Origin of the sequence: Steroidobacter sp. (genome assembly GCF_016790065.1) — a bacterium.
Classification (GTDB): domain Bacteria; phylum Pseudomonadota; class Gammaproteobacteria; order Steroidobacterales; family Steroidobacteraceae; genus Steroidobacter.
In genome coordinates, this window is record NZ_JAEUPY010000850.1 from 1 (window position 1) to 11,841 (window position 11,841).

Genomic DNA, 11,841 nt, shown 5'->3' on the forward strand with positions numbered 1-11,841 from the left:
GCCGACCATCATCCTGCGTCGGCTATTCGTCATGCCATCGAGATGTACCAGCCGGATCTGCTGGTGATGGGCACCAGTGGCGGCGGTCGCGTGCGCAGAGCGCTGATCGGTAGCGTGGCCAATCGGATCATGGAGGTTGCCGCCTGCGATGTCTTGGTGGTACCGCGAGGTTCGGTACCTGCCCCCTGACGAAATAGCCCGCTGATTTCTTAACGCCTTCCTCACACCGCCGTTCCTAGACTGTCTCCATCGGTCACTGCCTTCCGGCAGGGTAGGAGAGGTCCATGGACAGAGCGATTGCCATCGCCGTGCTGCTGCTCATCGGCGGCACCTGGCTGCTCTACAAATTGATTCTATGGCTCGAGCCCGGTCACGAGAGGCCGCGCCAATGAGCTCATTGAACTGGATTGGTCTGGCTTTGGCCGCCGCGCTGGGCGTGTATCTGGTCGTAGCACTGCTGTTCCCGGAGAAATTCCAATGAACATGCTCGGTGCGATTCAAATCGTGTTGTTCCTGATCGTGCTGACGGTGCTGGTCAAGCCTGTCGGCAATTACATGGCCAAGGTTTATCGAGGCGAGCGCACGCTGCTCTCGTCAGTGCTAGGGCCAGTAGAGCGTGGCATCTATCGGCTTTGTGGCATTGACGGGCAGGCGGAGTCCTCGTGGCAGCGCTACACCGTCGCAGTGTTGCTGTTCAACTTCATCGGCTTCGCAGTCGTCTACGTGATGCAGTTGTGGCAAGACGTTCTGCCGCTGAATCCGCAAGGCTTTGCCGGCGTGGAGTCGAAGTCCGCGTTCAATACCGCAGTCAGCTTCGCCAGCAACACCAACTGGCAAGGCTATGGCGGCGAGTCGACGATGAGTTACTTCACGCAGATGCTGGGCCTGACCGTGCAGAACTTCGTGTCGGCCGCGTCGGGCATGGCGGTGCTGATTGCTTTGATTCGTGGCTTCGCGCGGCGGCAGGCCACAGAGATTGGTAACTTCTATGTGGACATGACACGGAGCACTTTGTATGTGCTGTTGCCGTTGTCGTTGCTGCTGGCGGTCGTGCTGGTATCGCAAGGCGTGGTGCAGAACTTCTCGGCCTACAAGGCTGTCGATTTGGTCCAGCCCGTTGTCGTTCAGACCGAGCAAGTGACGCAGCAAACCATTCCGCTCGGGCCGGCCGCGAGTCAGATTGCCATCAAACAGCTTGGCACCAATGGCGGTGGCTTTTTCAATGTGAACTCGGCGCATCCGTTCGAGAATCCCACGCCGCTGTCCAACTTCCTGCAAGTGCTGTCCATCCTGCTGATTCCCGCAGCGCTGTGCTACACGTTCGGGCGCATGGTCAACGACACACGCCAGGGCTGGGCGGTGTTCGCGGCGATGATGGTCATCTTTTTTCCGCTCACCTTCGGCGTGTTCGGCGCTGAGCAGTCGGGCAACCCTCGGCTGGAGATGTCGCTGGTCGATCAAGCCGGCGGCAACATGGAAGGTAAAGAAGTCCGCTTCGGCATTGCCAACTCAGCGCTTTGGGCTGCGGCAACCACGGCTGCGTCGAACGGCTCAGTCAATTCGATGCACGACTCGTATACGCCGCTCGGCGGGCTGGTGCCGTTGTGGTTGATGCAGCTCGGCGAGGTTGTGTTCGGCGGCGCCGGCAGCGGGCTGTACGGCATGTTGATGTTTGCCATCGTCGCAGTATTCATCGCGGGTCTGATGGTCGGTCGTACGCCGGAGTATCTGGGCAAGAAGATCGAAGCGTACGAAGTGAAAATGGCGTCGCTGGTATTGTTGTTGCCCTGTGTGGTCGTGCTGGTCGGCACCGCCATCGCCAGCGCCATTCCCGTGGGCACTTCGAGCATCGCCAATCCCGGCGCGCACGGCTTCTCCGAGATTCTTTACGCCTTTGCATCAGCCGGTAACAACAACGGCAGTGCGTTCGGCGGGCTGTCGGCCAACACCCCGTTCTACAACATCGCGCTCGGCGTCGCGATGTGGGTATCGCGCTACTGGCTGATGATTCCAGTGCTCGCGATCGCCGGCAGTCTCGCGGCCAAGCGCAGCGTCGCAGTGACTGCGGGCACGTTGCCGACTCACACACCGCTGTTCATCGCCATGCTCGTCGGTGTGGTGTTGATGGTCGGCGCGCTGACATTCCTGCCGTCGCTGGCGCTAGGGCCCATCGTCGAACACCTTCAGATGATGGGCAAGGGTTGATGTCATGAATACTCAAATACTGCATTCGGCTGTCATCGAGTCGTTTCGCAAGCTGAATCCGCGGACGCAGGTTCGCAACCCCGTGATGTTCGTCGTGTTCGTCGGCAGCGTGTTCACGACTGTGATCGGCGTCGGTGCGGCGACGGGGGGCATCGAAGGCGCAGGCCGGCCGGGATTCGTGCTCGCCATCGCCGCGTGGCTGTGGCTCACCGTGTTGTTTGCAAATTTCGCCGAAGCGCTTGCTGAAGGACGAGGCAAAGCGCAGGCCGCGACGTTGCGATCCATGCGGCGTAACACCTATGCGAAGAAAGTCACCGCCAACAACCGCACCGACTACAAGACGGTAGAGGCGAGCGCTCTGAGTCGTGGCGATCTAGTGCTGGTCGAAACCGACGACATCATCCCCGCTGACGGCGAGATCGTCGAAGGCGTGGCATCTGTGAACGAGAGCGCGGTTACCGGCGAATCGGCACCGGTGCTACGCGAGGCTGGCGGTGACTTTTCATCCGTGACCGGCGGCACTCGCGTGCTGTCGGATTGGATAGTGGTCCGTGTGACTGCCAGAGAGGGCGAAGGTTTTCTCGACCGCATGATCGCCATGGTGGAAGGCGCGAAGCGAGGCAAGACGCCGAACGAGATTGCGCTGTCGATCTTGCTGGCCATGTTGACGTTGGTGTTCTTGCTGGCAACAGCGACGCTCGCGCCTTTCTCACAGTTCGCGGTGAACGCGGCAGGGCAGGGCTCGGTGGTGACGCTGACAGTGCTGGTGGCGCTATTGGTTTGTTTGATCCCAACGACCATCGGCGCGTTGCTGTCCGCCATCGGCATCGCTGGCATGGACCGCATGGTGCGCGCGAACGTGATTGCGACTTCAGGCCGCGCCGTCGAAGCTGCCGGCGACGTCGATGTTTTACTGCTCGACAAGACCGGCACGATCACGCTCGGCGATCGTCAGGCCTCGGCATTCGTACCGGCGCCGGGTGTCACCGAGCAAGAGCTGGCGGACGTGTCGCAGTTGGCGTCGTTGGCTGACGAAACGCCCGAGGGCCGATCCATCGTGGTGCTGGCCAAGCAGAAGTTTCAGTTGCGCGGCCGAGATCTCGCGACCACGGCGCACACCTTCCACAAGTTCTCGGCTCAATCGCGCATGAGTGGCGTGGATTTGGAAGGGCGCAGCCTGCGCAAAGGTGCGGCCGACGCGATTCGCAAGTTCGTCGAAGAGCAAGGCGGCGGGTGGCCGGCGAAGCTCAGTGAGTCCATCGACACCATCGCGCGTCGCGGCGCTACGCCCATCGTGGTCGCAGAAGGTCGGCGCGTGTTAGGTGTCGTGGAGCTGCGCGATGTCGTCAAAGGTGGCATTCGCGAGCGCTTCGCCGAGCTGCGGCAGATGGGGATCAAGACCATCATGGTGACCGGCGACAATCGGCTCACAGCAGCGGCCATCGCCGCCGAAGCGGGGGTGGACGACTTTCTGGCTGAAGCTACGCCCGAGAAAAAACTGGCGTTGATTCGTAGCAATCAAGCCGAAGGCAGGTTGGTGGCAATGTGCGGCGACGGCACCAACGATGCGCCGGCATTGGCGCAGGCCGATGTCGCCGTGGCCATGAACACCGGCACCCAAGCGGCCAAAGAAGCCGGCAACATGGTCGACCTGGATTCCAATCCGACCAAGCTGATCGAGATTGTCGATGTCGGCAAACAAATGCTGGTGACGCGCGGCGCATTGACGACGTTTTCCATCGCCAACGACGTGGCCAAGTACTTCGCCATCATTCCGGCGGCTTTCGCAGCGACTTACCCGGCCTTGAATGCACTCAACATCATGCAATTGCAGAGCCCGGAGAGCGCCATCCTGTCGGCGGTGATTTTCAACGCCATCATCATCGTGTTTCTGGTGCCGCTGGCACTGCGTGGCGTGAAAACACGCGCCACCTCGGCGGCATTGCTGTTGCGAAGAAACTTGTTGATCTATGGCGTCGGCGGTCTGGTGGTGCCATTCATCGGCATCAAGCTCATCGATGTGTTGTTGGTAACCGTCGGCTTGGCCTGAGTCCATCGCGAGAATCATCATGAGCGAACTGCGTCCTGCCTTGGTGTCCTTCCTGTTGCTGACCTTGATCACCGGTGTTGCCTATCCGTTGGCAGTCACTGGCATTGCGCAGACACTGTTTGCCGACCAGGCCAACGGCAGCCTGATCACGTCGGGTGACAAGCTGCGCGGCTCGCGGCTGATCGGGCAGCCGTTCTCAGATCCCAAATACTTCTTCGGCCGCCCGTCTGCGACGTCGCCGCAGCCTTACAATGGCGCGGCATCGAGCGGCTCGAATCTGGGCCCGACCCATCCTGCGCTAGCAAAGGCGGTGGCAGAGCGAGTGGCCATGTTGCGCGAGTTGGATCCAGATAATCAGGCGCCGGTACCTGTCGACTTGGTCACCGCTTCGGCCAGCGGTCTCGATCCTCATATCTCGCCCGCGGCAGCTGAGTATCAAGTGAAACGAGTCGCGCGCGCTCGCGACTTGCCGGAAGCAGACGTTCGCAAACTGGTCGAAGATGCGACGGAAGGACGCACCTTCGGCTTGCTCGGCGAGCCGCGAGTCAATGTGCTCGAGTTGAACCTCGCCCTGGATGCCAGAAAGCTGGCGCCGACCTAACCGCCGTCGACCGGTCGCGTCGCTGGCTTGCCAATGTCCTTCACCATGAACACTACGAATCGGGCAGGCTCGGTCTTGCTCGCATTGGCAGATTGGCGATGAATGTCGTGGGGGCTTTCGCGAAACGTTTGACCCTTGCGCACAGTGACCGGCTCTTTGCCGTCGACCTGCATGGTCACGGCCCCTTCGAGCACATACACGAACACATCCGCGTCATGCCGATGAGGTAGCGACGCGCCGCCGGGCAGGTACTCGACCGTCAACACGGTAACTTCTTTGCCGGGAACGCCACTGAGCGGTTCCGTCAGCAGCGGCTGCACGACGGTGGTGTTCTTCGAATCCGCAGCCTGGCCGGTAGCGCCCAGCAGGCTGAAGGAGGCAATCAGCAACGACACAGTGCGGGGGTATTTCATGGCGCGTGGCCTTGTTGAAGGCAATGGATAAACGCCAGAATGCGCTGGGCAGCGGCTCCGTAAAAGGGCCAAAAAGGCAAAATTCGATGGAACCAGTGTTGGAACTGCCGATTCGTATTCCGCCGCGCAAGTCCGGCGAACGCCTGCGAGCTTTGCACGGTCAGCTCAAGGCCGCCATTCTGGAAGGCCGACTGCGGCCAGGATTGCGATTGCCGGCCACGCGCGTGTTGGCGACCAACTACGGCGTGTCTAGAAACACGGCGATTGCCACCTACGATTTGTTGCTGAGTGAAGGTTACATCACGACTCGTCACGGCGCGGGCACGTACGTGTCCGATGTGCTGCCAAGAATGACGAGTCTGGCTGGCCAACCTAGAGCCAGTGCCAAGCGCGTGCGTCAGTTGCACGAGTTCTGGCAGCGACCAACGATGTTCGATGAATCCCCGGGCGATGCCTCGGTGCGCTATCGATTTAGTCTCGGTAAACCCGACATCTCGCAGTTCCCGATGAGCGTATGGCGTCGGCTTTCTGCACGCGCGCTGCGATCCTTTGCTCGTGCGCCGTTGAGCGACGAGGCGCCAGCGGGACGGCCGGCGTTGCGTGAGGCGATTGCAAAGCATGTGTCGTTTGCGAGAGCAGTGGCCTGTAACGCATCTGACATCGTGGTTACCAGCGGGGCACAGCAGGCGTTCGATTTGCTCGCACGAATGCTGGTGACAGCGAAGCGTGCCGTCGTTGCCATGGAGGATCCGGGATATCCGCGCGCTCGCATGGCGTTCTCGGCAGCGGGGGCGAAGATCGTACCGGTGGCGGTGGATGAGGAAGGACTGATCGTCGAGCAGCTACCGGCGAACGCCAAGATCATCTATGTCACGCCGTCCCATCAGTTTCCCACCGGCGCCGTCATGTCGCCGCGACGCCGTGCGGAGTTACTGGCGTTTGCCGATGCTCACGATGCCTTGATCGTCGAGGATGACTATGACGCCGAGTTTCGTTTCGGGGCTCGGCCGCTCGACGCCTTGCAAACCTTGGATCGTACCGGCTCGGTATTTTATGTGGGTACGTTCTCCAAGAGCTTGTTTCCCGATCTGCGGCTGGGATTCGTGGTGGCGCCGGCTTGGGCACAGCCGTCATTGATCGCCGCGAAGCAGTGCTCAGATGGACAATGCTCGCCTTTGCTCCAGGAGACGCTCGCGAGTTTCATCGCGGAAGGTCACTTGGCTCGGCACGTGCGTCGCATGCGGCAGGTGTACAGCGGTCGACGAGAGGCGCTGCTGGATGGATTGAAGAAACATCTGAGCAAGCATCTGACGCCGGTTCCATCCGCCGCGGGCTTGCATCTCGCCGCGTTCACTCAAGCATCGGTCAATGTCGAGAAGATCGTCGAGCAAGCGCGTCGTCACGGTGCCGGTGTCTATCCTCTGCGTCGTTTTCAGTCGGGCCGTTCAGCCAGGGCCGGCCTGGTCTTTGGCTTTAGCAGCCTGACCGAGCGAGAAATTACTGAGGGGCTGGTGCGACTGGCGAAGGCCTTCAATAGCAAAGGCTGAGTGGACCCGTGCGATTGCTTCCAGGTGGCTCTTCAGAGCTGCCATGGCCTCGACCATAGTGCGAGGTCATGAGTTCATTGAAATGCAATCGGCTCGGACTCGCAGCCATGAGCCTGTACGCGCTGGTCCCGCTGCTGGCTCAGGCGTCTGCTTTGCCGGCGACGGCGCGCAAAGTCGTCGTCGAGAAAGCCGGCGAGCGCTATGAATGGAAACTGGTTCAAGCGCCGCTGCCGCAGATTGCTGACGATCAGGTGCTGGTGCGCGTGCTTGCCATCAGTCTCAACCGCAGCGAATTGTCACGACTGAACTCACAGTCTTTCGATACGGCAGCGACGACGCCCGTGTCGGACGCGGCTGGGGAAGTCGTGGCCGTCGGGCGGTCCGTCAAAAATGTTCGCAAGGGAGCGCGAGTCACCAACACTTTCTTCAGGAACTGGATCGAGGGTCCGTACCGCGAACAGTATCTAGACGCGGTATATGGATGGAGCATCGACGGCGTGGCGGCGGAATACATTGCGCTCGATGCTCGTGCTGTCGTCCCGATTACGAATGGCTTCAGCTATGAAGAAGCATCGACGCTGCCGACTGCGGCAGTGACGGCGTGGAATGGAGTGATGGGTCGCGTGATTACCCGCAAGGGTGACGTTGTACTCATCCAGGGAACGGGCGGCGTAGCCACCTTCGCTTTGCAGTTCGCGGTGGCCGCTGGCGCGCACCCCATCGTCACCAGCAGTTCGGATGAAAAGCTGGCGCATGCCGCGAAGCTCGGTGCTCGCGACGGCATCAACTATCGAACTGAGCCGGAATGGCCGAAGGCGGTGCTGCGGCTGACTCAGGGACGCGGCGCTGATTTGGTGATCGACGTAGTGGGCAAGAGCACGCTCCAGCAATCGGTGGCCAGCCTGGCCGATGCGGGCACACTCGCCATCATCGGCGGCATCACTGGTTACGACGGATCGCTGTCGTCGTGGGGGCTGCTGAAAAAATCCGCCACGGCTCGCGGCATCTTCGTCGGCTCGCGTGCCGATTACCTTCGTATGAACGAATTCATGGGGCGGCATCGGCTGCGGCCGTTGGTCGACCGCGTCTACCCCATCGAGCAATACGCCGAGGCGTTGCAGGCGATGGAGTCCGGGGAGTTCATGGGGAAGATCGTGCTGACGTTCTAAATGTGGTCTAGGCCCGTTATGCTTCGCGGATGAAAAAGACTGAAGCGCGCGCGGACGGCATGGTCCATGTCCGTGGCGCACGCGAACACAATCTCAAGAACGTCGATGTAGATATTCCGCGCGACGCGCTGGTGGTATTCACCGGTGTGTCGGGGTCGGGAAAATCCTCGCTGGCTTTCGGCACCTTGTACGCGGAAGCGCAACGGCGCTATCTGGAATCGGTGTCGCCGTATGCGCGTCGTCTGTTTCATCAGATGGGCGTGCCCCAGGTCGATGAGATCGACGGCTTGCCGCCAGCCGTTGCCCTTCAGCAGCAGCGCGGTTCGCCGACGACGAGGTCGTCGGTAGGCAGCGTGACGATGCTGTCGAATCTGCTTCGCATGCTGTACTCGCGCGCTGGCGATTATCCGCGCGGGCAGCCGTTGCTTTATGCGGAGGCCTTTTCTCCGAACACGCCGCAGGGTGCGTGCCCGACCTGTCACGGCTTGGGCCGAATCTACGATGCCACCGAAGCGTCGATGGTGCCGAATCCGTCGTTGAGCATTCGTGAACGCGCCATCGCAGCGTGGCCGCCGGCATGGCACGGACAAAATCTGCGGGACATCTCGGTGACGCTGGGTTTCGACATCGACAAGCCTTGGCGCGAGCTGTCCAAGAAGGATCGCGATTGGCTGCTGTTCACCGACGAACAACCCAGCGTCCCGGTGTACGCCGGTTACGAGCCGCCCGAAGTGCGTCGCGCGTTGAAGCGCAAAGAAGCGCCGAGCTACATGGGCACATTCACCGGTGCCAAGCGCTACGTGCTGCACACGTTCGCGAATACTGAAAGTGCGCTGATGAAAAAGCGCGTGTCGCAATATCTGGTCAGCACCGACTGTCCGGTTTGCGACGGCAAGCGCTTGAAGGTCGAAGCGTTGTCGGTGAAGTTCGCCGATCTGGACATCGCGCAGATGTCGGGCTTGCCGCTCAAGGAGCTGGCGAAGTTACTGCAGCCCTATGCCTCAGGCACTGCGCCTCGGTGGCGCAAGATCGAAGCGGAGCATCCGGAGAAGGCGCTGGTCACTCGACGCATCGTCGAGGATTTGGAAGCGCGGGTGGCCGTGATGCTGGAGCTCGGCTTGGGCTATCTCTCGTTGGAGCGCAGTACGCCGACGTTGTCGCCTGGTGAGTTGCAGCGACTGCGGCTTGCGACTCAGGTGCGATCGAACTTGTTCGGCGTGGTGTACGTGCTCGATGAGCCGTCGGCGGGCTTACATCCAGCCGATACCAAGGCGTTGCTGACTGCGCTCGATCAATTGAAGCGCGCCGGCAATTCGTTGTTCGTGGTCGAGCACGAGCTCGATGTGATTCGTCACGCCGATTGGATCGTGGATGTTGGTCCTGCGGCCGGCGAGCACGGCGGTCAAGTGTTGTATAGCGGCCCGCCCAAAGGGCTGGCGTCCGTGAAGGCATCGCACACGCGGCGCTTCTTGTTCTCCGAATTCAAATTGCCCAAGCGTGAGCCGCGACCGCCGAAAGAGTGGTTGAAGTTGAGTGGCGTCACTCGTAACAACCTCGAACGCTTGGATGCACAGTTTCCGCTCGGCCTGCTGACCAGTGTCACGGGCGTGTCGGGCTCGGGCAAGTCATCGCTGGTGAGCCAAGTGCTGGTCGAGTTGGTCTCGGCGCATCTCGGGCAGCAAGTCGAGGCCGACGAAGACGAAGGTAGCGAGTTGGAGCGCACCGTCGTGCATACAGTCGGCGGCAAAATCACGACCGGCATGGAACGGATCAAACGTCTGGTGCGCGTGGATCAAAAGCCCATCGGTCGCACGCCGCGCTCCAATCTGGCCACGTACACGGGATTGTTCGATTACGTGCGCAAGCTGTTTGCTGCCACGAAGACCGCGCGCTCGCGTCGTTACGATGCGGGTCGCTTTTCGTTCAATGTCGCTAAAGGTCGCTGCGAGACCTGCGAAGGTGAAGGCTTCGTGATGGTCGAGCTGTTGTTCCTGCCGAGTGTGTATGCGCCATGCCCGACATGCCACGGCGCTCGCTACAACGCACAGACGCTGGAGGTTCGCTATCGAGACAAAAACATCGCCGAAGTGCTGGCGATGACGGTGGACACCGCTTGGGAGTTCTTCGCCGACGAGTCGCACATTCATCGCTCGTTGAGCGTGCTGCGTGATGTTGGCTTGGGTTATTTGCGGCTGGGGCAGGCGGCGACGGAACTGTCGGGCGGCGAAGCTCAACGCATCAAGCTGGCCACTGAGTTGCAGCGCTTGTCACGCGGCGACACCTTGTATGTATTGGACGAGCCGACCACAGGGCTGCATCCCACCGATGTGGAGCGCTTGGTCGTTCAGCTCGAACGCTTGGTCGACGCCGGCAACACCGTTGTGGTGGTCGAGCACGACATGCGAGTGGTCGCAGGCAGCGATTGGGTCATCGACATGGGGCCGGGGGCGGGCGATGAGGGCGGTGCCGTCGTGGCCACCGGATTGCCCACTGAAGTTGCCAGATCAAAGCGCAGTCGGACGGCGCCGTATCTGGCCGAGTTTCTGCGAGAAGCCAGCTGAGACAGCAGGAAGCCGGCGAGCTGCAGCAGCTGCCGGCTTCCGAAACGAGCGCTTACCAGCCTGGCTGAATGCGCGGCCACTTAGCAACGACCTGGCCATCCAGAATCACGTTGTAGTGGCTGTGTTGCGCGGACGTGGCGCAAGCATGGTTGGGCAGAATGCGTACCAGAGAGCCCACCGGCAGATCCGGCAACTTGGCCGTGCTACCCGGGCGGAGTTCCAGCACGCCGTGTTCCTGGTTGGCGTAGCGCATGATCAGGTCGGGATACGGGCGGCCGGCAGCGTCGCACACCAGGCCGTAGAACTGATCGACCGGCTGATTGGCAGTACCGCGGTCGCGCGACATGGCCATCCAGCCGGCATCGACCAGAATCTGATTCTTGCTCGGCTGATGACCGATCACGCTGGACAGCACGCTGATGGCGATGTCGTCGATGGAGCAAACGCCGATACCCGCCATCACCAAATCAAAAAATACAAACACGCCGGCACGCACTTCGGTGACGCCGGTAAGGTCGCGTGCGAAGTGTGCGGTCGGGGTCGAGCCGACGCTGACCACCGGCGACGCGAAGCCCGCGGCTCGCAATTGTTCGGCACACTTCACCGCTTCGGCTCGCTCTTGTTCAGCGGCTGCGATCAATTGCGCTTCGCTGCGAGCGTCATAGGAACCGCCGGCGTGAGTCATGATACCGCGCGGGTCGGCGCCGCCTTCCTGTAGGACACGTGCGATCTCAACCAACAACGGGTCGCCCGGTTGTATACCGGCACGGTGGCCGTCGGAGTCGATCTCGATCAAGGTCGGCAACGAAATTTTCAGCTCGCGGCATTTGGCCGCGACCGCTCTAGCCTGGTCGATGTTGTCGACCACGATGGACAGGTCCACACCGCTCCGGCGCAGTGCAATGGCGCGGTCGAGCTTGGCCGGCGCGATGCCCACTGCATACAGGATGTCTCGCACACCGGCGGCCGCGAACTCTTCCGCTTCCTTCAACGTCGACACCGTGGCCGGGCCGCTCGGGCTGACCATCACGCGACGGGCTATGTCGACGGATTTGGTGGTCTTTAGATGAGGGCGCAGTGTCGTGCCCAGACGACCGAGATGGTCGGTCAGCCGAGCGATGTTCCGATCCATGCGCTGTTGTTCGAGCAGCAGCGACGGCGTGGGGAGGCGGGCTAGCGGGGACTCGGCGGCATTCACGGGCATCGAACACTGACTCTTGTTGCGGCCTGCCAACGTGTCATGGCGGCGGCAGCGGAGCATCGGTAGAAGTGCTGAAAGTACCAGGTGGGGTGTT

General features: G+C 61.3%; 10 protein-coding genes. 8 read left to right on the forward strand and 2 right to left on the reverse strand.

Annotated elements, in window-relative coordinates; all coding sequences use genetic code 11:
* The 5 genes from JNL55_RS34125 to kdpC all read left to right on the forward strand — a co-directional run.
* On the forward strand, positions 1–189 hold a 189-nt coding region (locus JNL55_RS34125; RefSeq protein WP_293865381.1), incomplete at its 5' end, for a universal stress protein.
* A 199-nt stretch (positions 190–388) separates the two neighbouring features.
* Positions 389–481 (forward strand): K(+)-transporting ATPase subunit F, encoded by a 93-nt coding sequence (kdpF, locus tag JNL55_RS34130; RefSeq protein WP_293865384.1) that lies wholly within the window; start codon positions 389–391, stop codon positions 479–481.
* The gene (gene kdpA / locus JNL55_RS34135) at positions 478–2,205 is read left to right on the forward strand and encodes a potassium-transporting ATPase subunit KdpA (RefSeq protein ID WP_293865387.1); all 1,728 of its coding nucleotides are present in this window, start codon (positions 478–480) and stop codon (positions 2,203–2,205) included. Before kdpF ends, kdpA begins: the two co-directional genes overlap by 4 nt.
* Before the next feature lie 4 nt (positions 2,206–2,209).
* Complete coding sequence (gene kdpB, locus JNL55_RS34140; RefSeq protein WP_293865390.1) at positions 2,210–4,255, forward strand: potassium-transporting ATPase subunit KdpB; 2,046 nt, start codon at positions 2,210–2,212, stop codon at positions 4,253–4,255.
* A 16-nt stretch (positions 4,256–4,271) separates the two neighbouring features.
* Positions 4,272–4,856, forward strand: coding sequence for a potassium-transporting ATPase subunit KdpC (kdpC, locus tag JNL55_RS34145; RefSeq protein ID WP_415923218.1), 585 nt, complete (start codon positions 4,272–4,274; stop codon positions 4,854–4,856).
* Here the strand turns inward: kdpC and JNL55_RS34150 are convergent.
* Entirely contained in the window at positions 4,853–5,269 is a 417-nt protein-coding gene (locus JNL55_RS34150) for a cupin domain-containing protein (protein WP_293865396.1), read from the reverse strand. The genes kdpC and JNL55_RS34150 overlap by 4 nt on opposite strands.
* Before the next feature lie 86 nt (positions 5,270–5,355).
* On the opposite strand from JNL55_RS34150, the gene JNL55_RS34155 reads away from it, so the two are divergent.
* From JNL55_RS34155 to uvrA, 3 genes are all read left to right on the forward strand, one after another.
* Positions 5,356–6,816, forward strand: coding sequence for a PLP-dependent aminotransferase family protein (locus JNL55_RS34155; protein WP_293865399.1), 1,461 nt, complete (start codon positions 5,356–5,358; stop codon positions 6,814–6,816).
* A gap of 68 nt (positions 6,817–6,884) precedes the next feature.
* Entirely contained in the window at positions 6,885–7,985 is a 1,101-nt protein-coding gene (locus JNL55_RS34160) for a zinc-dependent alcohol dehydrogenase family protein (RefSeq protein ID WP_293865402.1), read from the forward strand.
* 29 nt (positions 7,986–8,014) lie between these two features.
* Positions 8,015–10,546 carry an excinuclease ABC subunit UvrA gene (gene uvrA / locus JNL55_RS34165; RefSeq protein WP_293865405.1) on the forward strand — a complete coding sequence of 844 codons (2,532 nt, stop codon included), beginning with the start codon at positions 8,015–8,017 and terminating at the stop codon, positions 10,544–10,546.
* A 52-nt stretch (positions 10,547–10,598) separates the two neighbouring features.
* Here the strand turns inward: uvrA and JNL55_RS34170 are convergent, their stop codons facing one another.
* Positions 10,599–11,750 (reverse strand): DSD1 family PLP-dependent enzyme, encoded by a 1,152-nt coding sequence (locus tag JNL55_RS34170; protein ID WP_293865408.1) that lies wholly within the window; start codon positions 11,748–11,750, stop codon positions 10,599–10,601.
* Positions 11,751–11,841: the final 91 nt, after the last annotated feature.

Coding starts and splice junctions, on each gene's coding strand:
- kdpF (WP_293865384.1), top strand. CDS start 389: ATGAGCTCATTGAACTGGATTGGTCTGGCTTTGGCCGCCGCGCTGGGC.
- kdpA (WP_293865387.1), top strand. CDS start 478: ATGAACATGCTCGGTGCGATTCAAATCGTGTTGTTCCTGATCGTGCTG.
- kdpB (WP_293865390.1), top strand. CDS start 2,210: ATGAATACTCAAATACTGCATTCGGCTGTCATCGAGTCGTTTCGCAAG.
- JNL55_RS34150 (WP_293865396.1), bottom strand. CDS start 5,269: ATGAAATACCCCCGCACTGTGTCGTTGCTGATTGCCTCCTTCAGCCTG.
- JNL55_RS34155 (WP_293865399.1), top strand. CDS start 5,356: ATGGAACCAGTGTTGGAACTGCCGATTCGTATTCCGCCGCGCAAGTCC.
- JNL55_RS34160 (WP_293865402.1), top strand. CDS start 6,885: ATGAGTTCATTGAAATGCAATCGGCTCGGACTCGCAGCCATGAGCCTG.
- uvrA (WP_293865405.1), top strand. CDS start 8,015: ATGAAAAAGACTGAAGCGCGCGCGGACGGCATGGTCCATGTCCGTGGC.
- JNL55_RS34170 (WP_293865408.1), bottom strand. CDS start 11,750: ATGCCCGTGAATGCCGCCGAGTCCCCGCTAGCCCGCCTCCCCACGCCG.